The following is a 23,823-nucleotide window of genomic DNA, read 5'->3' as shown; positions in this document are numbered from 1 at the left end:
TTCTAAAAAGTCTTTTTCTATAAAATAGTTGAGTGAAAGTAATCAAAAACTATGAGTTCTACTTGTTTTTTAGCGTTATTTATCGAAATCGCTTTTTTATAGGGTAACAGTAGATGTTTTTTTGTGTTGTAAACACTAAATTTCAAGATAGAAAATTGAATCTGCTAAATTCTTTTTGTATCTTTTAGCTCAGTTTGTATAATATGCTAGACATTGCTTATCAATTATGAATGTAAGACATTTAAAAATTAGTCAGAAATTGGCAATCTTGTTTTCAGGATTGTTTGTAATGTTGGTGCTTCATTATTTTTTAGTCTTTAAGTTAGACAGCAATATCCTAGATGACGGAACAAAGCTAGACATAGCTCAGCGCAACGGAATGTCTATCCAACAAGCCATTTTTTATTTGCGAAATGTAGTAAATGGAAATCAACAAACTGACCTCAACGACCTTAATAACCGAGTACATTCTATCAATTCAAATCTTGAAATCCTTCAAAATGGAGGAGTTTATAAAGCTCGTTTTGATGAAGAAATAGAAGTTGAACCTGTCTCTGAAGATATTAAAAATCAACTTACTGCCTTTCAACGTCTGTGGAGAGAATTTGACAAAAGATTTACAAAAATAAGAACTACGAGCCAGTTGCACCACGATAGCGTTTTGGTGTACTATGTGCCAGAACGTGCCGTAAGTTCAGACTCACAGCTACCAATAGAAGAAGACCTGTTTTCTTTGGGCGATATAGGCAACATAGATGGAGATTTGGGAAGCGACTTAGGAAATTTGTCGCTTACTTTCAATAATTCTTTTAAAGAAAATGATGCTAATGCAACACTTTCCATTAATTATAGAAGGATGGAATATCAGTTTGATAATGTCTTGAGTGGAAACATTGTTCCAGATGTAAATTATATTATTCGCAATGCTGAAAAACTGGTTTTGCTCAATAAAAACTTGGAAAACTCTCTTTCTACTAGACTACATTACGACCAAGTACGTTTGCGTTATTGGATGATAGCTCTGTTTCTCATCAATGCTATTGTGATTGGTTTGGGCTTTTGGTTTGTTGTCAAAACATCTTTGCATCCACTGCTCAAAATTCGCCGACTTATTAATCGTTTGTCAGCAGGAGATATTTCTCGTACGCTTTTAGCTTCCTCTCACGACGAAGTAGGTAGCCTTATTCAAGATTTGAGTCGTTTTTCACAAGGGTTGGAAAAGATTACGGATTTTGCAACGCAAGTAGGAAAGGGAAATTTTGACCAAGAGTTTGAAGTCAGAAGTAAAAAAGATTCTTTAGGGTATGCACTCTTGGAAATGCGAAACGACCTCAAACAAAATGCAGAAGAAGACAAACGCCGAAACTGGGCAAATGAGGGAACAGCCAAGTTTTCTGATATTTTGCGTCAACACGCACAAGATATGCAAGCTCTTTCGTATCAACTTATTTCGAACTTAGTACACTATTTGGGAGCAAATCAGGGTGGAATTTATAGTTTAGAAAGAGAAGGCGATAGTGAAGATGCCAAAGCAAATCTAGTTTTGAAGGCTGCCTATGCCTACAATCAACAAAAATTCATAAAACAATCTATTCCTGCCGAACAAGGGCTTTTAGGACAGGCAGTTATGGAAAAAGGATATTTATATTTCAATCAGATTTCGCCAGACTATATTCGTCTTACCTCTGGTTTGGGGGAAGCTACGCCAAGTTATTTGCTGATTGTTCCTTTGATTTCAAATGATGAAGTACACGGAGTGATTGAACTTGCTTCCTTTAAAGTTATTGAAGAATATCAGCTTGCTTTTGTTATTAAACTCTCTGAAAGTATTGCTGCTACACTTGCCAATGTAAGAAGTAATGAGCGTACCAAAATACTCTTACAAGAGTCGCAGATGTATGCCGAACAAATGCGAGCGCAAGAGGAAGAGATGCGTCAGAGTATGGAAGAACTAACTACTACACAAGAAGAATTAGAACGCATTCAAGGAGATTTGAGAGAACGACTGACTAATTATGAGGCTGTCGTAAACAGTACAAAGAGTATGATTTTGGCTTTGGATGGAGAGTACAATATAAAAGTTTTAAACCGTTCGTATGCTGCAATGCTACGTCGTTTGAAGGGAACAGAAGTACCTAATGGTTCAAATATATTAGAAATCTTATCACAAGAACAGTTAGAATATTGGAAGCCTTACTACGAACGTGCTTTAGGTGGAGAAACCTTTACAATGGTTTCGAATATCAAAAATTCTGAATTTGAAGATTTGTATTATGAGTTAGAGTTTTTCCCTCTCATCGCTACTAGTGGAGACATCACAGGCTTTGCCATCGTAAACAGAGAAGTTACCTCGCTCAATCCGATTCGTTTTACAGAATATGAAGATATTATTCCAATTGAATAAATCAAATTTCTATTTTTTCTAATCAGTCGTTGTAGGATAGTTCTCACACATATAGTTGAATGAATCTGTGATAATTTCCTTCAAAATATCTTTGTCAATTTTCTCCAATTTTGTAATGTACAGGCAAGATACACTCGTTTTGTGCTTGCCTAATTTTTCCAAAAGGTCTTGATACTTTTCAAATCCGTTGATGATATAAATTGAAAGGTTTGAATTTCGTGGAGCAAAACCAGTAATCATATAATCGCCTTCTCGTCCACTTTCATATTTGTAGTGATACGAACCAAAACCTACCATACTATCGCTCCACATTTTAGGTTCTAGTCCAGTTACAGATTTCATAAGTTCTAATACTTCAAAAGCATCTTTTTTGCGCTGCTCATTTTCTATGCTATTCAAAAATTCTTCAACGCTTTTTTGAGTGGGTTTGGTTTTATTTTCTGACATTTTTTCTTTGGTTTATAGCTTTAGTAAAATAGGGCTATCCATGTTATTACTTGAATCGCAATAATAAGTAAAAAAAGATTTTTGAATATAACCTTTTCCAATGTGAATACTTATTTGGCAAGTATCGAAGTTTGAAATATATTCATAAGTTCCATAAGTATTATTGTTTTTGTCTTCAATAAAACCTGCTGACCCTGTGTAGAAATTTCCTCTTAGATGTGCTACTCCTGTAAAACTAGAACGAATCTCACTACCTACCTTTTCTTTATAGTCATATTCAACGCTAGAGTAATTTATACGTTTTAGCTTTAATGAATATAATTTTTCTTCTTCTAATTTTTGATAGCTGACATTATTATTAAGTGGTAAATCTTGAGGGAAAAGTATTATACTTTTTTGGTCGTTATTTATGATAATAGAATCTTGGTTCAGAGAAACTGTTTTATAAGGATGTGTTTTTTTTAGCCCTGCTAGAAACTCAAGAGAGTAATAAGTAGAATCTGATATGTAAAAAATTGTGTGAGATGATTTAGAAGCCTCTTTATCTATTTGTACACCTTCATTTTTAGTAGCATCATTATTCATTTTTTCTTGTCTATTTCCCTCTTGGCTTTTCGTACAAGCAAAAAGAACTATAAAAGTCAAAAGTAAAAATGCCATTTTAAGTAGTTGAGTAGTACAATTTAGTTTATAAAAACTATTGTCAAGGTCTGTTTTTTTCTTCGAAAAGACCCTTGACAAAGTTAAAATTCAACTTTTTATAAAATTGCACTAGCTTTTGAAAATAACAAAATTATACCAGCTAACTACTTATAATTTGCTACCATAAAATTTTCTGCTGATTTAAAAATATCAAGTTGAAAGGTAAATAAATGAACCCAAAAGTCTAATAGCAAGTTAAAATAAAAACTACACAGAAGCCATATTATTTTTTGTAAATTTGTGCTTCAAAATAGAAATCTATCAAAATACAACATATAGAAAATTACCTTTATGAGTAAAGATACTAATGTAAGAGTTCGTTTTGCGCCTTCTCCAACAGGTGCATTGCATATTGGAGGAGTTCGTACTGCCCTTTTTAATTATTTGTTTGCCAAAAAACATGGTGGAGAGTTTATTGTCCGTATTGAAGATACCGACCAAACTCGTTTTGTAGAAGGAGCAGAAGAATATATTATGGAAGCCTTAGAGTGGGTGGGAATTTCGCCAACTGAAAGTCCTAAGCACGGAGGAGAGTATGCACCTTATCGCCAGTCGGAGCGAAAAGATATGTACAAAGACTATGCAATGCAGCTTGTAGAAAAAGGACATGCTTACTATGCCTTTGATACATCAGAAGAGTTAGAGGCAATGAAAGAACGCCTCAAAAATGCAGGTGTGGCTTCTCCTCAATACAACAGTATTACTCGTACACAAATGCGTAATTCTTTGACTTTGCCAGAAGATGAAACAAAAAAACTTTTGGAAAATGGAACGCCTTATGTAATTCGTCTCAAAATTCCACGTAAAGAAGAGGTAAGATTAAACGACATGATTCGTAGCTGGGTAGTAGTTCACTCTTCAGCTATTGATGATAAAGTTTTATTGAAATCTGACGGAATGCCGACATATCACTTGGCAAACGTTGTTGATGACCATTTGATGAAAATTACGCACGTTATTCGTGGGGAAGAGTGGTTGCCGTCTGCACCGTTGCACGTACTTTTGTATCGCTATTTAGGTTGGGAAGATACCATGCCAAGATTTGCTCACTTGCCTTTGATTTTGAAACCAGACGGAAATGGAAAACTCTCTAAGCGTGATGGAGCAAAATTTGGTATGCCAGTTTTTCCTTTAGAGTGGAATGGAAATGGAATTGAAGATAAATTTGAAGGTTTTAGAGAGTGGGGATTTGAATCTGCTGCTGTGGTAAACTTTTTAGCACTTTTAGGATGGAACCCAGGGAACAATGAAGAGATTTTCTCAATGGAAGAACTCATCGAAAAATTTGATATTGCTAGAGTAAATAAAGCAGGAGCAAGATTTGATTTTGATAAAGCAAAATGGTTCAATCAGCAGTATTTACGCAACAAGCCTAACAGCGAAATTGCCGATTATTTAGCATCAATGATAGTTTCTAATTCTTTGGCTGACAGAACTTATTTAGAAAAACTAGCCGAAATGCTAAAAGAAAGAGCTGTTTTCTTGAGTGACTTTTGGGAAGGTTCTAAAGTATTTTTGCAAGCTCCTTCTGAATACGATGAGCAGTTAGTTGCCAAAAAATGGAATGCTGATGCAGTAAAAGGACTTTCTGCACTGGTAGAAATCTTGAAAAATACAGATTCTTTAGAAGACGAGACACAGACCAAACAACTCGTAAACGACGCTGCTAAAAACGCAGGTGTCAAAATGGGTGCTGTGATGCTTCCTTTGCGTTTGTCTCTGACTGGGGCAGGTTCAGGACCTGATTTGATGGAAATTGCTGTTCTTTTAGGAAAAGAAGAAGTTATCCATAGAATTGAAAAAGCAATAGACGAGCTTGAAGTAAAAGCGTAAGCTGTTTTTTAATAAAATCTTAAGCCCTAATTCTATTTTTATAGGATTAGGGCTTGTTTTGTTATGTCCGTTATTAAAACGAAGACTATAAAAAAACAAAATACAACTATCTTATTTTAGAATCATTCTAATTAATAGTCAAACAAGCAAAGAAATTGATAATTTGATTAGTTGTGTGTAATTTTCTAGTTGAAACAAAAACACACATCAATCCTAATAATTTTTCTCAAAAACTATCTACTTTTAACTATTTCCAACTATTTTTTAAAGTAGTAGTTATCTCTTTGAAATTCTTTTACTTTTAAAATAAAAAATAAACCAAATGGCTCTTTACGATTTAGATATGATGAAAAGCGTCTATGCGAACCTTAAATCTCGTGTAGATAAAGCAAAAGAAGTGGTAGGCAGACCCCTAACTTTAGCAGAGAAAATTTTATACAACCACCTTTGGGATGGAGAGCCTACAACGGCGTTTAAAAGAGGAGTAGATTATGTGGATTTTGCACCAGACCGTATTGCTTGTCAAGATGCGACAGCTCAAATGGCTCTTTTGCAATTTATGCAAGCAGGAAAAAACAAGGTAGCTGTTCCTACAACAGTTCACTGCGACCACCTTATCCAAGCAAAAGAAGGTGCTGCTAAAGATTTAGCTCACGCCAACAAAACAAGCTCAGAAGTATTTGATTTCCTTTCTTCTGTTTCTAACAAATACGGTATCGGATTTTGGAAACCAGGAGCAGGAATTATCCACCAAGTAGTATTAGAAAACTATGCTTTCCCTGGGGGAATGATGATTGGTACAGACTCTCATACTGTAAATGCTGGTGGTCTTGGAATGGTAGCCATTGGTGTTGGTGGAGCTGATGCTGTGGATGTGATGGCAGGTATGCCTTGGGAACTCAAATTTCCAAAACTTATTGGTGTAAAACTTACTGGAAAACTTTCTGGTTGGTCTGCGCCAAAAGATGTTATCTTGAAAGTAGCTGGAATCCTTACTGTAAAAGGTGGAACGGGTGCTATCGTTGAGTATTTCGGAGAAGGTGCAAAATCTATGTCTTGTACAGGTAAAGGAACTATCTGTAATATGGGTGCAGAAATTGGAGCAACTACTTCTACTTTCGGTTACGACGAATCTATGGAGCGTTATCTCCGTGCAACAGGTCGTGATGCTGTGGCAGATGCAGCCAACGAAGTAGCTGAATACTTGACAGGTGATGACGAAGTATATGCTAACCCAGAAAAATATTTCGACCAAGTTATCGAAATCAACTTGAGCGAATTAAAACCTCATTTGAATGGTCCTTTTTCTCCAGATATTGCTTCTGAAGCAGGAACAGACGTAAAAGAAAAAGCTGAAGCAAATGGCTGGCCTTTAGACGTAGAATGGGGACTTATTGGTTCTTGTACTAACTCTTCGTATGAAGATTTATCAAGAGCAGCTTCTATTGCAAAACAAGCTGTGGACAAAGGCATTGAAGTAAAAGCAGAGTTTGGAATCAACCCAGGTTCGGAACAAGTTCGCTTCACAGCTGAAAGAGATGGCTTATTAGGTACTTTTGAAGAATTAGGAGCTAAAATATTTACAAACGCTTGTGGTCCTTGTATTGGACAGTGGGCAAGATATTCAGACCCTAAAAATGCGCCAAAGAACTCTATCGTTCACTCATTTAATAGAAACTTTGCAAAGCGTGCAGATGGTAACCCAAATACACATGCCTTCGTAACTTCTCCAGAATTGGTAGCAGCGATTGCTATTTCTGGTCGTTTGGACTTTGACCCAACCAAAGACAAACTCAAAACCAAAACAGGTGAAGAAGTATTACTAGACGAGCCAGTAGGAGACGAACTTCCATCAAAAGGATTTGATGTAGAAGATGCAGGTTTCCAAGCTCCAGTAGAAGATGGTTCTAATGTAGAAGTAGTAGTTTCTCCAGAGTCGGAGCGTTTGCAACTTCTTACTCCATTTGAGCCTATCGGTACAGACATCAAAGATGCTAAATTACTTATCAAAGCGTTTGGAAAATGTACGACAGACCATATTTCTATGGCTGGTCCTTGGTTACGCTTCCGTGGACATTTAGATAATATTTCTAACAACTGTCTTATCGGTGCTGTAAATGCTTTCAATAAAGCAACCGACAATGTAAAGAATCAGCTTACTGGCGAATATGGTGCTGTTCCTGCTACGGCTAGAGCTTACAAAGCTGCTGGAGTTCCTTCTATCGTTGTGGGTGACCATAACTATGGCGAAGGTTCTTCAAGAGAACACGCTGCTATGGAGCCTCGTCATTTGGGCGTTGTGGCTGTGATTGTAAAATCTTTTGCACGTATTCACGAAACAAACCTTAAAAAACAAGGTATGCTTGGTCTTACGTTTGCCAATGAAGCAGATTATGATTTGATTCAAGAAGATGATTCATTCACATTTACAGATTTGAATGAATTTGCTCCAAACAAACAACTTACATTGGAAGTAAAACACAAGGACGGTTCAACAGATACTATCAAACTTAACCATTCTTATAATCAAAGTCAGATTGAGTGGTTCAAAGAAGGGTCTGCCTTGAATTTGATTAAGAAGCAAAATGCTTAAAATGTAGCATAGACTTTAGTCTGTGAAATTTTATAAAACAAAAAAGCAAGTTCGGAAACGGACTTGCTTTTTTTGATTATGAAAACTTATTCTTTAGTTTTAAAGATGGTTTTTCTATCAACTTCCAACTTAAATAAGCAAAAAAAAGAGCTATACAAAACGATAATAAAAAGAAAGAGATAGTATTCAGATACGTAAATCCTGCAACTAATAAAGACTGTTGAATAACAAAATGATAGATATAAATCCCATAAGAATAATCACCATATTTTCTTTCCCAATCTTTAAAGGGTAATTTGACAGCCAACCATATCAGAATGTAAGTAAGCGAAAATGGAAAAATATAGTAAAATAAACCTGTATAGTGTGCTATGATGGTAATCAAAATAGCTAAGCTGAGTAGAATATAGTTTATTTTTATCTTGTTTCGAAGGAGATAAAGCGTACTGCCTGCAAAAAAATAAATCGGAAGAATAATAGTAGCTTTATCAGTATATAATTTAAAGAAAAGTCTTCCCTCTACAGGGTCAGCATAATGAACAACAACATATAGAAAATATATAATATAAAACACATAATATTTTTTTGTTTTATAAAATGCTACTATACCAATCAATGCTGTAATAATATATAAACGAAACTCGTGTATTAGTGTCCAAAGCGAACCATTAAATACTGCTCCTAACATATTTCCTGCTCCTACATTTTTTTGCATTATGTTATTAATATCAATTTGATTGATGGATAAAAATATATTTTTGTAGAAATATGAAAGGGGAGGAGAAGCAAAACCAGTAAAGTAGTTTTCTAAACTACCATAAGTAAAATAATGTGTTAGGGGGGCAAACAAAAAAATAGTGAGCAACAAACATATCCAAAAAGCTGGAAAAATGCGTAATAGCCTCCTCCATACAAAATTAACAGTAGAGCTAGAGTGTTCGAAACTAGCCGTAATGAGATAACCACTAATCACAAAAAAGCCATATACTCCTAATGTCCCAAATGATAATGGAAAAAAATCTTCCCAAAAATAGGGTTCATTAGAACGTAAACGAAAGGCATGATGTACGACAACAATAGAAGCCAAAAGAGAGCGTAAGAAACCCAAACTATTACTTTTGGTATGGATATTATCTGCTAGAATCATTAAAATTATAGTTTGAAATATAAAATTCAAAGATACCAAAAACAAAGAGTTTATTAGTTAGAATAAATAAGGATTTTAAGTATTCTCCTCTTTATTGTAAATTTGGATTTTTCTTTTCTAAAAAAACTATTCACACACCAAATGGTGTGCTATCCAATGCAAATGTCTCCACAAACTACCCTATTCGTACTGATTGCCTATTTTGGTGTTCTATTTTTTATTTCTTGGCGAACTTCAAGAGGCGCAACTACCGAAACTTTCTTTACAGCCAATCGGAATGCACCTTGGTATTTAGTCGCCTTCGGAATGATTGGAGCATCACTTTCTGGAGTAACTTTTATTTCTATACCAGGGAAGGTGGGCATAAATGCGTTTAGCTATATGCAAATTGTCTTTGGGTATCTTTTAGGGTATTTAGTCATTGCAACGGTATTGCTTCCTCTATATTACAAACATAATCTAACATCCATTTACCAATATTTGAACAACCGTTTTGGGTTTTGGTCTTATAAAACAGGAGCAAGTTTTTTTATTTTGTCTCGTGTGATTGGTTCAGCTTTTCGTCTGTTTTTAGCTGCTGGTGTATTGCAAATTTTTCTCTTTGAACCTTTAGGGATTCCTTTTGAAATAGCTGTTTTAGTTACTATTATTTTAGTGTTGCTCTACACTTTTCAAGGAGGCATCAAAACGATTGTTTGGACAGATACACTTCAAACCCTTTTTATGCTACTTGCTGTCGGAATTACGATTGTAATAATAGGTAAAGAACTAGGACTGACTTCAGTTTCAGAAATTTATACTTCCGTTTCGGGTAGCAAAATGAGTAAAATCTTTTTTTGGGACATCAATACGCCTGAAAATTTCTACAAGCAATTTTTGGCAGGAGCTTTTATTGCCATCACAATGACAGGGCTAGACCAAGATATGATGCAAAAAAATCTTTCTTGCCGAACACTAGGCGAATCTCAAAAAAATATCTTTTGGTTTAGTATTGTACTCGTTTTTGTCAATTTGTTATTCCTTGTGATGGGTGTGTTGTTATATATGTATGCAGAAAGCAAAGGAATTGCTATTCCAGAACGAACAGATGATTTATATCCTATTATTGCTCAACAACACTTGCCAGCACTTGCAGGAATTTTATTTTTGATAGGAATTATTGCAGCAGCATATTCTAGTGCAGATTCGGCTCTGACAGCTCTTACTACATCTTTTTGTGTTGATTTTTTAGGTTTTGAAGAATATCAAACAGCAATGACAGAAAAGGATTACAAAAAAAGTGAACAAGAAAAAAAATCTACTCGCCTAAAAGTACAAGTGGGTTTTGCTGCTGTTTTGCTTGCTGTAATTTTGGCTTTTCATTATTATAATGATAGAGCTGTTATAGATGGAATTTTTACAGCTGCAACCTACACGTATGGACCACTACTAGGGTTATATGCTTTCGGAATGTTTACCAAAATTCAGATAAAAGATAATTTTACACCTTTTATTTGCATAATTTCTCCTATTCTGACATATGCTATTGTCTATTTTGTTAATAATCCTAATTATTTTACGTTCTTAGGAAACTATAAAATTGGTTTTGAAGCCATTTTAATAAATGGAGGACTTACATTTTTAGGGCTTTTGTTGGCTAAGAAATAAAACTAACTCGGCAATGCCACATCATCAATTTCTTTTTTCTCAGCAGAAAGATATTCGTTAAGCATCTGACGAGTTTGTTGGGGAGAAAGATTTTTGCTTATTTTTCCATTCTTGACAATAGAAATTTGTCCTGTTTCTTCCGAAACTACCAAAATAAGCGTACTTGTTCCCTCACTCATTCCAATGGCAGCACGGTGGCGCATTCCTAAAGAAGCAGGTATTTGTTCGTTGGTAGAAAGTGGCAAACGGCAACGAGCTGCCATAATTCTTCCTTTATAAAAAATTGCTGCTCCGTCGTGTAAAGGACTATTTTTGAAGAAAATAGAAGAGATAATGCGTTTTGAAATCTTGGCATCAATAATATCGCCTGTTTGAGCATATTTATCCATATCATCGAAGCGAGAAATTACGATGAGTGCGCCTGTGCTTGTGCGAGCCATATCTTTTGTAGAATCTACAATTGCATCAATATTCCATCGTATATTTATATCATCTTTTCCAAAGATTTTATTCCAAAATTCGGAGTTAAAGGTTGGGGCTTTTCCTATTAAAAGTAAAAAACGACGCAGTTCGTCTTGAAACAAAACCACAGCAGCGACTACTCCTACGCCCATAAATTGTCCCAAAATAGAAGATAAGAGTTCCATTTCAGTTGCCTGTACAATCAGATACAGAAAATAGAGCGACAAAAAGCCAATAAAAACACGAAGTGCTACTGTTCCCTTAACAAGCTGATAGAAATTATAAATCAAGATACCAACAAGAAGAATATCAAAAATATCTACCCACTTGACTTCCAAAAAACCGATATTGAAACAAAAAAACAAGTCGTTCCTATATTATGAATGATAAATTATAAATGGTAAATGAAAATCAGACTACTCAATTCATTTGCTCCAAAACAAAAATAAGTAAAATAAATAAGATGTTATGGTTAGTAAGGCAGAACTTCGACGATTAAATGAATTTATGAATTAATATTTTTTGCAAAATAAAAGGGAAAAAGCTATATTATTTTTCGGATAAAAAATAAACAGATTTTGATTTGGTATTCGTCGAAAAAAAGGTTTTGTTTGGCTAAACAAGCAAGATATTTGAGCCGAATTGATTTATTTAAAGATTGAAATAAATATCATCATACCTAAAAGTATCTGTTTTCTATTTCTCCTACCCAACAAGCAAAAATTAAACGTCTGTATAGTATATGAAATGGTTGAATAGTTTATCAAGCAAAATAACAATAAGTTTTCTCATCATTACAATAATGGTAGGGGTGATGTCTGTCCTAACATTGAAGTATGTAGAAGATTTACGTGAGCGTTCTCATGAAATATCAGAAGTGCATTTTGAAGGATTGCGCCTACTTACACACATTGCAGAAGCCTATCCTATGACACTTGTCAAGACAAGAGATGTAATTTTGTCTGATTCGCTACCTCAACGTAAAACGTTTAGACTAGATATAGAGGAAGACGAGGAAAAAATAAAAAAATGGACAGAACAGCTGGAAGGGAAAATGACATCACAAGCAGAAACTGAACTGTATAGTAAGTTTGTAGCTTCTCTGAAAGAATTTAAAGATTTACGTCGTGCAGCTTTGGTATATGCCATAGATGAGGGAGATTTGCAGCGTTCTAGTGCGCTTATTTATGGAAAACTAGATAGACAATCTAAAGAATTAAAAGCCACCTTAGATAATCTTATCGAAACCAAAGAAGAAATAGCTGCCCAAGTACAGACAGACAACGAAAGAGTGGTTCGTAAAACCTTTACTTACTTGGGTATTTTTGGAGGCTTAGTATTAATCATTACGCTAATTATTCCGTTTTGGATAAGAGGACAAATCAGTCGTCCTATCAGAATTATAGAAGAAAAGGCAGAGCAAGTTGCTTTAGGAGATTTAGAAAATGTAGAATTTAGACTTAGAGGTAGAAATGATGAAATAGGTAAGTTAGGACAAAGTTTTAATGAAATTGTAAAAAGTCTGAAGCAAATTGTAGATAAGGCAAATGCCATTTCACAAGGAAATTATGATGTACAACTCAACGTACGTGGAAATAAAGATGATTTGAGTATTGCCCTCAATGAAATGACATACTCTTTGAGAAACCAGTATTATCTGAAAGAAGGTTCGAACAAACTTAATACACTGCTTTCTGGACATTTTACTTCAAAAGAAGTAGGGCAGAAAAGTATTAGTTTTTTAGGAGAGTTTTTACAAGTAGGTTGTGCAGTGTTATATATTTATGATGAAGAAAACAGAACACTCAAATTGTATAGTTCGTATGCTTTCACAGATAGAGATAGACTTTCTCACGAATATCATTTGGGAGAAGGAGTCGTAGGACAAGTAGCCTATGAGAAAAAACCTATTATGCTCAAAAATATTCCAGATAATTCTCAACATATCACAACAGGAACAATTAGTAAAAGTCCTTCCTCTACTTATACGTTTCCTCTTCTCTATGAAAATGAACTTTGTGGCGTGATTGAACTCGCTAGTTTTGAGCCGTTTACAGAACTCAAAAAACAGCTTATTTCTAGTTCGGCAGAACTTATTTCTTCTCACTTATATTCTGCTTTGCAAAGTGAGCGCATCAAAAATCTTTTTGAAGTAGCACAGGCTGCCAAGAGAGAAGCTCAATCTAAAGCTAAAGAGATAGAAAAAGCAAACGCACTCTTGAAAGAAGAACAAATGCACGTTCAGCAGCAATCTGAAGAGTTGCAGCAACAAAATGAGGAAATGCAACAACAAGCCGAAGAGCTTCAGCAAACCAATGAAGAGCTTCAACAACAACAAGAACAGTTAGAAAAACAGCGTACAGAATTACAAATCCGTAATGAGCAACTTACTGTTATTCAAACTGATTTAGAAGAAAAAGCAGAAGAACTAGGCAGAGCCAGCAAATACAAATCAGAGTTTTTGGCAAATATGTCGCACGAACTCCGAACACCTCTCAATTCTATTATCTTGCTTTCTGATATGCTTCGTCGAAATTCTTCTAAGAATTTGTCAGAAAAAGAAGTACAAAAATGTAGTATTGTCTATCAGTCAGGCAACGATTTATTAAATCTTATCAATGACATTCTTGATATTTCTAAGATTGAGGCTGGAAAAATGAGTGTCAATATTTATCACTTCCATACTTCTGAACTCTTGTCACACTTGAAGCCATTGTTTGAAGAAATGGCACGCCAAAAGAAATTGGATTTCATTGTAGAAGATAATGCAGGTATTGAGCTTTTCAACGACCGAGACAAAATCAGCCAAGTTTTGAAAAACTTTCTATCAAATGCCTTTAAGTTTACTAAAAAAGGTAGCATTACACTGCGTGTTTCGAAGAGCAACCACGATAAATTACCTATCAAAATATCAGTTATCGATACAGGAATCGGAATTCCAGCCAATAAGCAAAAGGTTATTTTTGAAGCCTTCCAACAAGTTGATGGTTCGGTTTCAAGAGAATTTGGTGGAACTGGTTTAGGGCTTTCTATTGCTCGTGAACTTACCAGTATGCTAGGTGGTGAAGTTCATTTGAGTAGCGAACACGGAAAAGGAAGTGAATTTTATATGCTTCTGCCAATAGAAAATCATATTGGTGAAGAAGATGCCAAGAAGCGCAGACTAGATGTTGTGTATGACAAGAAACGCAAGCCAAAAATTAAGACTCGCTCAAATGCTGACGATGTAGCTGTGGTAAAAGAAAAAGCTGCCGAGCGCAAATTCAAACGAGTAGCCCAACTTACCGTTGAAGATGACAGAGAAAAATTAAAAGAAGGTGATGATATTATTCTCATCGTAGAAGACAATGTAGATTATGCTAATAGTTTGGTCGAAATTAGTCGTGGACTTGGGTTTAATAGTGTCATTGCCACAACTGGAGAAGAGTTTTGGAAAGATATCGAATATTTTAACCCTTTAGGAGTTCTTTTAGACTTAGGTTTGCCAGATATTACAGGCACAGAACTTTTAGAACAAATTAAAGAAAAACCAAAGTATCGTCATATTCCGATTACGATTGTTTCGGCAAGAGATAAAAATATTGAACTCTTGGAAAAAGGAGCTGTCGGCTATCTTCAAAAACCGATTGAGTCTAAAGCTGTTCGTGATGAAGTGTTGCGCCTTACAGGAATTTCTCACAAATCTACAAAGCAAATGCTCATTGTGGAAGATGACGAGTTTCAACAAAATTACTTGTTAGAACTCTTCGATAAAGAAGGCGTGGTTTGTAAAGGAGTTACGACCGAAACGGCAGCCAAACAAGAATTGGAAGCAGGAAATTATGACATCGTAATTGCTGACTTGAAGCTAGAAAAAGGCACTGGAATGGGGCTTTGTAGATTCATAAAAGAACACAATCTCAATATTCCTGTCATTATTTATACTGGAAAAGACCTTACTGCTTCTGAAAAAGAAGAAATGCGACTTTATTCGGTAAGTGTAATTATCAAACATCCAAAAGCCTATGCAGAACTTTTAGAAAAAGCTAAAATATTTTTACATCAAGTTCATGAGCAAAATCCAAATATAAATAAAGAAAAAAATACTGATAAGAGTGCTGTTAATGCTCAGTCGGAAGAAGAAGATACTAAAGCGACTACTGCTTTCGAAGAAAGAGATGATAGCAACGACCATTTTAAGGCTGTAAATAGCGACGACTTTGATTCTATTGTAAATAAGAGTTTAGAGTCCTACTTAGCAGAAGAGGCTGATGAGGAAAGTAGCGATGACCTTAGAGGAAAACGTATCTTGATTGTAGATGATGATATTCGAAATGTTTTTGTCATGACTTCTGCACTAGAAAACCATGATGCCGATATCTTGGAAGCCTTCAATGGTAAAGAAGCCTTAGAGATATTGGAGGAAGAAACAGTAGATTTGGTATTGATGGACATTATGATGCCAATAATGAATGGTTTTGAAACCATCGAAAATATCCGAAAACAAGATAAGTGGAAAAACCTTCCCATTATTGCCGTAACAGCAAAAGCATTAGATGAAGATAGAAGAAAATGTCTTGAAATTGGAGCAAATGATTATATGACAAAGCCAGTGGACTATGTCATTCTGATGAAACTCATCAAAAAACATATTCAGAAACAGAAAGTATAATCTTTAATTAGAATGAATACATACTACATGAAATCAAGATAAAAAATAGTTAGACAACCTTTAGAAAACATACAGAAATAGGAACAATTTCTGTATGTTTTCTTTTTCATATGGGAAGGGTAAAAAAACAACTAAATTTTATTTCATATAGCAACTATTTTACTAATTTCTTCATATTTTAGCACTGTTTAGATAATTAGGGTGTTTTAAACAAAGCCTTAACCTAACAATTACATGTTGCTTTTTCTGTCAGCTTATGTTTAGAGTTATTTTTGTATGGTGTTTCTTTTTTATCACTACCCTTTCTTTTGGAGAGGATAATGTGATTATATTGGAACATGCCACAGACTTACTCAATATTGGAGAACAAGTTTCACTTTTAGAAGACCCAACAAACAAACTATCTTTCCAAGAAATACAACAACTAGCCCAAGCTGGAAAATTTAAGAAGCATAATACCTCTATTTTTACACACAGAGCTAGCAATAGCGATTTTTGGTTTGTCTTTACAACTCAAAACAATACAGATGTAGATAGTTGGCTTGCTATCAATACTACTTTTTTATGGGAAATTGACTTCTATTTTTCTGACTCCACCAACACAAACTACCAACTCATCCAAACAGGAGTATTAAGACCTCGTAAAAATAAACCGTATGACACTAACAAGTTTTGGATGCCTTTGCAAAAAGCAGGAGATAAATCAGTAAAAACTTTTTATGTTAGGATACATACAGGGCAAAGCATCGATGTTCCACTATTGGTAGGTTCATTACAAGCCTTAGGAAAAGATAAAGATATTTCAGGCTATATCACAGCAGGTTTTGTAGGGGCATTACTTCTTATGTTTCTATTTAATAGTTTTCTAGGTGTTGCCACGAGAAAGATTATTTATCTGTATTACTTGATGTATCTCTTTGGAGTTTGTTTAGCAGTTACATTTATAAATAGTCATCCGTTTTGGGTAGAGGCTTTTGACAGTTTTCAAGTTCGTCAATGGATATATACACATACACTTTCTTGGATTGCTCCTGTACAACTATCAGTAAGTCTGATTACAATAAAATATCTAGAACTAAGGAAATATAGGCGTTTTTATTACCTAATGTTATTAGGTGTGGTACTAATTTTACTGACAGGTTTTGCCAATTTGTTTGTTCCGACCTATAAAATACAGTTTTTATTTCAAATTGTATTGTGTATAAATGCAGCTATTATTCTTTTTATTTCTTACTGGCTTACGTTTAAAAGAAAAAAGCAAGCCCTTTTTTATGTATTGGGTTGGACATTTATGTTTGTCTCTATAATCATCTACCTTGCTGTTATAAATGGGTTTGTTTTCTATTCTATCTATACAAGAAATATAATTTATTTTGGAGTGGTAATGGAAATTTGGCTTTTCTCTATTGCTTTAAGCGACCATATTCGTATTCTTAGAAAAGAAAATAAACGGGTGGTTCAGAATTTACTCTCTAAGGCTGAGAAGGAGATAGAAATGAGAAACCAAATTATCAATAATCAAAAGCAACTAGAAGAAGGTAAAAATAACAAACTCAAATTGGAGGTTGTCAATATGGAGCGAATGATTTTGAGAGGTATTATAGATAATTTACCCATTTTTGTAGCTATGATAGATGAAAAAGGTAACTATTTAGTAGCAAATAAAATGTATGAAGATAATTTTTTCTTACCCATTTCACAGATAGAAGGCAGCCACTACACTAAAGTTCTTCCTAAAAATATAATAGACATTCATACAAACTACATCAATAAAGCATTGGAAGGCAATGTAATAGAATTTACAGATTATTTAGCCTTACCTATTGGAGAACCAATACACTCTTATGGCAAATATTTTCCTGTATTTGATGAAAACCAAAAGCTCAAATATATAACGGTTTTTGTAACTGATGTAAGTGACCTAAAAAATAAAGAACTAGAATTACAAAAGTTAAACGATACAAAAGATAAACTCTTTTCTATAATTTCTCACGATTTGCGTAGTCCGTTTGCACAGTTGAAAGGCGTTTTGGATTTATTTGAAAGAGGAGGAATTTCAGAAACTGAATTAAAGTATTTTCTGCCCGAAATCATCAAGAATGTAAATTATACCTCTGATTTACTAAATAATTTGGTCTATTGGGCAAAAAGCCAAATGAGTGGTCTGCACGCCGACCCAGAAACCTTTGACATTTACAAATTAGTTATAAATAAAGAAAATCTTTTCAATAAGGAACTAAACAATAAAGATTTATCATTTATGAATTATATACCTAAAGAAACTATGGTATATGCAGATAAAAATATGATAGACCTAATTATCCGAAACCTAGTTGCTAATGCTGTAAAGTTTTGCCGTAAATCAGATACCATTCTTATAAAATCAGAAGAAACAGCCAATGACTTTATGATTATACGTGTAGCAGATACAGGTATAGGAATGCCTGAAGACAGTAGAACCAAAATATTTAGAGAAGAAAATTTCACAACACTTGGTACACATAAAGAAAAAGGAACTGGAATCGGTTTGAAGCTCTGTAAAGAATTTGTCGAAACAAATGGAGGAAAAATATGGGTAGATAGTGAGGAAGGAAAAGGAACAATATTTTCGTTTTCTCTACCCATGAAAAAAAAGTAAGCCACACCAAAAAATGAAGAAAAAAAATATCAAACTTTATAGATACATTCTTGTTTTTATTCTACGATTTGTGTAGATTGAAATAGAAGATAAGGCAAGGCGAGCGAGAGTTACACATATTTTACAATTATTGAAGAAATTAAAATATAATATTTCATTTTTTTAACCTTAACCTCAATTTTTATGAAGTTAGAAATGTATTATGTCGATAATGACAGAAGTGAAACACTAAGCGAATTTATTCAAACAAAAGTAGATAAATTAGAAACTTTCTACGATGGCATTCTTAATGGAGAAGTATATGTTCGTTCGGAAAAAGGAGACCCTAAAAAAGAAAAAGTCATCGAAATTCGTCTGAACGTACCCGGAACTACACTTTTTGCAAAAGAAGCAGATGAGACTTTCGAAGCAGCTACTGACAATACAGTAGAGGCACTGCGTCGCCAAATAAAGAAATTTAAAGAAAAGTCAAGTACGTATTAATCTCAACTTAAACTTATCTTAGTTGATTAATACAGATACATCAGAAGCCTTTCAGAATAACTTATACAGCTATTTTGAAAGGCTTTTTTTATCTTTACATTACGGATTTATTCATCGAAAAAATATCATCATCACAATGAAAAAGCCAATACATAATCATACTATTTTATTCTTTTTTAGTAGCATCATTTTTTTAGCTCTATTTTCTACAAGTTGTTCAGATGCTGAAAGTGAGCAAGCCATTCTATGGAAGTTTCAAAATTTTGACAAACTGACCTATAATTTTACTCAAAAGACAAAAATTAGTCCGATAGGAGGCATTTTTTCAGCCTTTGGAATTAGCAATACAGCCACAGGAAAATTAATTGTTACTCCTACAAAAGATGGCAAAGCTGATTTGACTTTAGAAGATATGGATATGGGAGAAATGGGCGAGGTGCTACTACAAAATATGAAAACAGACAAAAGCAAGGTTACGGATATGTCTGTAAAAGGGTTAAATCCTGATGGAACAATAGACGGAGAGATAAGCGAAGAGATGAAACTATTTCACACAGGAATTTTACCTATTCCAACTAAAGATTTAAAAGTTGGAGAATCTGTCAAAATAGAAGCTCAAATGCCTGTACCTACCTCTAATGGGAAAATTATCATGACAGGTTTCCAAACGCTCAAACTCAAATCTATCAACAAAAATTTATACACCTTAGAAAATGATATTCTGATAGACAAATACGAAGATATGACACTAGAAAATAAAATAGCAGAAGACGAAAAGCCAGAAATAAAAGGCAAAGGAGAATATATTTTTGACATAGAAAAAGGCTATTTTACAGAAGGAGAGATAGTTTTGAATATCAAAATGAGAGCAGATGATTTACAAAAACAAGGAAGCCAAACAAGCCAAGGAAATGGAGCTATCAACATGAATTTTGGTAATATGAAAGTGAATTTTACTTCTACAGTAAAAATAAACTTAGAAAAGACAGAATAACTAATTATTAAAATTATTTGATTTGCAAAGTAAAAGTTAGATTTCAATCTAAAATCATACATCAAAATTTGTTTCTATGTTTCCTATTTCACTTTCTATCAACGGTCTGTATTCCTACAAAAAAAAGCATACTATTAAGTTTGATACACTTTCAGAAGCTGGTATTTTCGGTATTTTTGGTAAGGTGGGCAGTGGAAAATCTAGTATTTTGGAAGCCATAACCTTTGCTGTTTTTGGAAAGACAGACAAACTCAATATTAGTGGCGACAACAGGTACTACAATATGATGAATTTGGACAGTGATGTCGTCGAAATTAGTTTTGAGTTTTTAGCAGGAAAAGAAAAAGAGCATTTTGTATGTGAATTTATAGCCAAACGAAACTCTAAAAAATTTGATACTGTAACGAATTACAATCGAAGAGCAGCTAAAAAAGTAGGAAAAGAGTGGCAAACCATAGAATTTGAAGAAGTAGAAAAAGCCATTGGTCTTTCTTATGATAATTTCAAGCGAACTGTTATTATTCCACAAGGACAGTTTGCTGAGTTTTTACAACTCAAGCCTGCTGCACGGATAGACATGATAAAAGATATTTTTTCGTTGCAAGAATATGATTTGGGCGAATCTACACGTAGTTTGCTCAAAGAAACCAAAAGTCAAATTGAACTCAATGAAAATATTATTTCCCATCAATTTGAGTACTTGACAGATGATTTTATCACAATAAAAAAGCAAGAGTTAGCTACTCTGACAAAACTCATAGAAGAACAAGAAATACAAATTCATCAGAAAAATGAACAGAAAAGTCAGTTAGAAATTATCAAAACTATTTTTGAGGAGAAAAATAGCAAACTCAATGAACTTCAAAAACTACAAGCCAAAGAAGAAACTATAAAACAAAGAGAAGCAAATCTGAATCAGTTTATTTTAATAAAAAATGAGTTTGAAGATGATTTGAAAGACCAAAAACGACTGCATACAAATCTACACTCAACCATAGAGCAACAAAAAGAAACTCAAAATAATCTTCAAAAAGCTACAAAAAGCTATGATAAAGCCGTTGAGCAGCAAAAGGAAATTGTTATTCAAAAAGAAGAGATTTCAAAAAAACTAGAGCAAATAGAACCTATCTCTCAACTTATCAAACTCAAAGAGGCACAAGAAAAAATAAAAACAAACAGTGATAGAATACAAAAAGGAACAGAAATAATTGCCAAAACAGAAGAAAAATCAAAAGAAATTAAAGCAGAAATTAGTAAAGAAAAAGAAAAAATTGCAGAGTTTAAAAGTCAGATTATTGATACGGAAAATTTACAAAATGCGTTTATTTGGCTAGATAAAAATGAAACATTTTCAAAAAATCAGTCAGAAACACATACAGAAGTAGAACTTACAAAAGCAGAAATAACAAAACTAGAAACTGAAAAATCAGATATTGAAAAAAATAAACTACAACTTTCTGAAAACGAAATAACGCAAAAGCTAGAAAAAATTAGTCAAGAAATCGAAAAACTAACGATGCAAAAAGGACTTCATCAAGCTGTGCATTCGTTGGAAGATGGAAAGCCTTGTCCTGTGTGTGGTTCGGAATCGCACCCCAATATTTTGGACGTAAAAAATATTGATAGTAACTTAAAATCTCTCAAACAACAGAAAAAAGAAACTGAACAAGACCTTAAAACATTACAAAAACAGGAAGTAGAACTCACTCGTTTTGTAGAAAAAATTGCAGAAAAAAAACAGGCTTTGGAAAAGCAAATGCAGAAGCAAGCCACAGCCAAAGCAGAGTTTGAAAATCATCAAAAACTATTTTTAGAAGAGTGGAAAAATTTATCTAAAAATGAAATCTTGAAAATTCAGAAACAGCAAAAAGACATTCAAAATCAAATCAAAAACGCTGAAAAAAATCTAATAACATCCGAACAAGAAGCCGAAAAAATAATAGCAGAGATAGAAAAATACAAAACAGGAATCGAAAAAATAAAACAAGAATATGCTTCACAGACAGGACAGATAAAAGAACTGGAACGAAACTCTGAAAAGGTAAGTCAAACGTATGCCGATTTTTTAGTTTCAGCATTAGAAAAAGTTATTGTAGAAATAAAGCAAAATGCAGAAAAAACAGAGCAAGCATTTTTGAAAAATCAAGAACAAGAAAAGCAGTTTTTCCACCAAAAAAGTGAGTTAGAAGGAACACTAAAATCTATACATTCTCAATTCTCTAGCCTAAATGAAGAAGTAGAAAATAACCAAAAACAAATTGAGGGAAAATTAGAAAAACTAAACCAAATAGCACAGAAACAGCGAACTCAAGCAGATATTGAAGCTATTTTGAAGCAAAACATCGATACAGATAATGAGCGAAAAGAAATTACAACCTTTTTTACTAATCTAAAAACCACACAGACCGAATACGAAAAACTAGAAAAACAAACTGAAGGAAAAAGTTATGAAAGCGATTCGTTTGAAAAAGTAGTGAAGGAAATTAAAGACCTTACAGCCAAACAAAAACAAGATAGCTCACAGCAAACACTCATCCTGCAAGACATCAAAAAAGCCGAAAAAGATACAATAGAAAAAGAAAAGCTAGAGCAAAAGCAATCTAAACTCTTGCAACGCCAAGACAATTTACAAACGCTTACCAAGCTTTTTAAGGGAGGAAGTGGTGGTTTTGTGGATTTTGCATCCACAGAATATTTGAGGAATTTGTGCAATTTGGCAAACATCCGTTTTAGAGAGCTTACACATCATTCTTTAGAACTTATTTTGAATGAAAACAACGAATTTGAGATTAGAGATTTTTTAAGTGAGGGCAAAACTAGAGCTATCAAAACGCTTTCAGGAGGACAGCTTTTTCAAGCCTCATTGTGCGTTGCGCTCGCACTTTCGGAAAGCATGCGAAAACAGCAAGAGTTCTTTTTCATAGATGAAGGTTTTGGCTCTTTAGATAATGATTCGCTTCAAATCGTCCTCTCTACGCTGCAAAGTCTGCAAAAAGAAAACAAAGTTGTTGGTATTATTTCACACGTAGAAAGTCTGCAACAAGAAATCCGAACGCATCTGCATATTCAGAAAAATCAGACTGAAGGGAGTCTTATTAAATTTATAGCTGGGTAAGGAAAAAAAGATATAGACATGAAACAATTAGTTTTTTTTCAAAATAACTCTTCGAAGTATAAAAAAATATACTTGGATGAAGAGCATTATATCTTGATGTATTATCAAGTTGAGATATTTAAGTTGAATGAAACAGAATTTGATATATTATGGAACGAGCATCCTGCAGAATTTCATGAAGTGGTAATTCATGGAAAAAAGATAAAAACACCAAGGTGGCAACAAGCGTATGGAAAGAACTATGAATATACAGGCTCAAAAAACAATGCCTTACCTTTAGATAGAATAGATGAAAAATATCTGATGTGGTGTCAAGAAAATATTGATGAGCGATTAAATGGTCTGCTGCTAAACTGGTATGAGGGCAAGAATCAACACTATATTGGAAAACATAGGGATTCAATAAAAGGATTGGAAGAAGGAAGTCCGATTGTAACGGTTTCACTTGGAGAGGAAAGAATTTTTAGACTAAGACCTTATGGAGGACAAGGATATCAAGACTATGAAGTAAAAGACGGCGATGTATTGGTGATACCGTGGGAAACAAATCAAAATTATACCCATGAAGTTCCCCATTTTCAGAAATACAAAAAACGAAGAATTTCTGTTACACTAAGAGCTTATAAATAACGTAGAACTTGTTTAAGAATGGTTTTCTAGCGCAAGATTCCATCCTTATCTTGTCCCATATTTTTTCGGATTAGCTA

Annotated in this window: 14 protein-coding genes; 10 read left to right on the top strand and 4 right to left on the bottom strand. The window is 33.9% G+C overall.

Translation table 11 applies throughout. The annotated features are described in order from the left end of the window. The first annotated feature begins 226 nt into the window (after positions 1-226). A complete protein-coding gene (locus tag QZ659_RS04930; RefSeq protein ID WP_291722759.1) occupies positions 227-2,404 on the top strand; it encodes a GAF domain-containing protein in 2,178 nt (725 codons plus the stop codon). Between the two features lie 18 nt (positions 2,405-2,422). Here QZ659_RS04930 and QZ659_RS04925 read toward each other — a convergent pair whose 3' ends face one another. Beyond that, entirely contained in the window at positions 2,423-2,851 is a 429-nt protein-coding gene (locus tag QZ659_RS04925) for a DUF1801 domain-containing protein (protein ID WP_291722756.1), read from the bottom strand. Positions 2,852-2,863: 12 nt separating this feature from the next. After that, entirely contained in the window at positions 2,864-3,511 is a 648-nt protein-coding gene (locus QZ659_RS04920; RefSeq protein ID WP_291722753.1) for a hypothetical protein, read from the bottom strand. Positions 3,512-3,844: 333 nt separating this feature from the next. On the opposite strand from QZ659_RS04920, the gene gltX reads away from it, so the two are divergent. Together gltX and QZ659_RS04910 are read left to right on the top strand one after the other, a co-directional pair. Continuing rightward, on the top strand, positions 3,845-5,386 hold the full coding sequence (gltX, locus tag QZ659_RS04915; RefSeq protein ID WP_291722750.1) for a glutamate--tRNA ligase: 1,542 nt from the start codon (positions 3,845-3,847) through the stop codon (positions 5,384-5,386). A gap of 322 nt (positions 5,387-5,708) precedes the next feature. Next, positions 5,709-7,979 (top strand): aconitate hydratase, encoded by a 2,271-nt coding sequence (locus tag QZ659_RS04910; RefSeq protein ID WP_291722748.1) that lies wholly within the window; start codon positions 5,709-5,711, stop codon positions 7,977-7,979. Between the two features lie 76 nt (positions 7,980-8,055). On the opposite strand, the gene QZ659_RS04905 is transcribed toward QZ659_RS04910, so the two are convergent. Next, a complete protein-coding gene (locus QZ659_RS04905) occupies positions 8,056-9,126 on the bottom strand; it encodes an acyltransferase family protein (RefSeq protein ID WP_291722743.1) in 1,071 nt (356 codons plus the stop codon). 162 nt (positions 9,127-9,288) lie between these two features. Here QZ659_RS04905 and QZ659_RS04900 point away from each other — a divergent pair, with 162 nt between their 5' ends. Further along, complete coding sequence (locus QZ659_RS04900; protein ID WP_291722877.1) at positions 9,289-10,773, top strand: sodium:solute symporter; 1,485 nt, start codon at positions 9,289-9,291, stop codon at positions 10,771-10,773. 2 nt (positions 10,774-10,775) lie between these two features. On the opposite strand, the gene cdaA is transcribed toward QZ659_RS04900, so the two are convergent. Then, entirely contained in the window at positions 10,776-11,573 is a 798-nt protein-coding gene (gene cdaA, locus QZ659_RS04895) for a diadenylate cyclase CdaA (RefSeq protein WP_291722740.1), read from the bottom strand. 404 nt (positions 11,574-11,977) lie between these two features. Here cdaA and QZ659_RS04890 point away from each other — a divergent pair, with 404 nt between their 5' ends. From QZ659_RS04890 to QZ659_RS04865, 6 genes are all read left to right on the top strand, one after another. Continuing rightward, entirely contained in the window at positions 11,978-15,886 is a 3,909-nt protein-coding gene (locus QZ659_RS04890; RefSeq protein ID WP_291722736.1) for a response regulator, read from the top strand. Between the two features lie 256 nt (positions 15,887-16,142). After that, a complete protein-coding gene (locus QZ659_RS04885; RefSeq protein WP_291722733.1) occupies positions 16,143-18,524 on the top strand; it encodes an ATP-binding protein in 2,382 nt (793 codons plus the stop codon). A 183-nt stretch (positions 18,525-18,707) separates the two neighbouring features. Further along, positions 18,708-19,007, top strand: coding sequence for a ribosome hibernation-promoting factor, HPF/YfiA family (gene hpf / locus QZ659_RS04880; protein ID WP_291722729.1), 300 nt, complete (start codon positions 18,708-18,710; stop codon positions 19,005-19,007). Between the two features lie 22 nt (positions 19,008-19,029). After that, complete coding sequence (locus QZ659_RS04875) at positions 19,030-20,001, top strand: hypothetical protein (protein ID WP_291722726.1); 972 nt, start codon at positions 19,030-19,032, stop codon at positions 19,999-20,001. Between the two features lie 76 nt (positions 20,002-20,077). Beyond that, the gene (locus QZ659_RS04870; protein WP_291722723.1) at positions 20,078-23,116 is read left to right on the top strand and encodes an SbcC/MukB-like Walker B domain-containing protein; all 3,039 of its coding nucleotides are present in this window, start codon (positions 20,078-20,080) and stop codon (positions 23,114-23,116) included. Between the two features lie 18 nt (positions 23,117-23,134). Continuing rightward, positions 23,135-23,746, top strand: a complete 612-nt coding sequence (locus QZ659_RS04865) for an alpha-ketoglutarate-dependent dioxygenase AlkB (RefSeq protein ID WP_291722719.1) — start codon at positions 23,135-23,137, stop codon at positions 23,744-23,746. Positions 23,747-23,823: the final 77 nt, after the last annotated feature.

Origin of the sequence: Bernardetia sp., assembly GCF_020630935.1 — a bacterium.
Taxonomy (GTDB): Bacteria; Bacteroidota; Bacteroidia; order Cytophagales; family Bernardetiaceae; genus Bernardetia.
The sequence above is the reverse complement of the archived record's forward strand: the minus strand, read 5'-3'. Positions and strand labels throughout refer to the sequence as shown.

Coding starts and splice junctions, on each gene's coding strand:
- hpf (WP_291722729.1), top strand. CDS start 18,708: ATGAAGTTAGAAATGTATTATGTCGATAATGACAGAAGTGAAACACTA.
- QZ659_RS04905 (WP_291722743.1), bottom strand. CDS start 9,126: ATGATTCTAGCAGATAATATCCATACCAAAAGTAATAGTTTGGGTTTC.
- QZ659_RS04900 (WP_291722877.1), top strand. CDS start 9,289: ATGTCTCCACAAACTACCCTATTCGTACTGATTGCCTATTTTGGTGTT.
- QZ659_RS04865 (WP_291722719.1), top strand. CDS start 23,135: ATGAAACAATTAGTTTTTTTTCAAAATAACTCTTCGAAGTATAAAAAA.
- QZ659_RS04910 (WP_291722748.1), top strand. CDS start 5,709: ATGGCTCTTTACGATTTAGATATGATGAAAAGCGTCTATGCGAACCTT.
- gltX (WP_291722750.1), top strand. CDS start 3,845: ATGAGTAAAGATACTAATGTAAGAGTTCGTTTTGCGCCTTCTCCAACA.
- QZ659_RS04925 (WP_291722756.1), bottom strand. CDS start 2,851: ATGTCAGAAAATAAAACCAAACCCACTCAAAAAAGCGTTGAAGAATTT.
- QZ659_RS04890 (WP_291722736.1), top strand. CDS start 11,978: ATGAAATGGTTGAATAGTTTATCAAGCAAAATAACAATAAGTTTTCTC.
- QZ659_RS04885 (WP_291722733.1), top strand. CDS start 16,143: ATGTTTAGAGTTATTTTTGTATGGTGTTTCTTTTTTATCACTACCCTT.
- QZ659_RS04870 (WP_291722723.1), top strand. CDS start 20,078: ATGTTTCCTATTTCACTTTCTATCAACGGTCTGTATTCCTACAAAAAA.
- QZ659_RS04930 (WP_291722759.1), top strand. CDS start 227: ATGAATGTAAGACATTTAAAAATTAGTCAGAAATTGGCAATCTTGTTT.
- QZ659_RS04920 (WP_291722753.1), bottom strand. CDS start 3,511: ATGGCATTTTTACTTTTGACTTTTATAGTTCTTTTTGCTTGTACGAAA.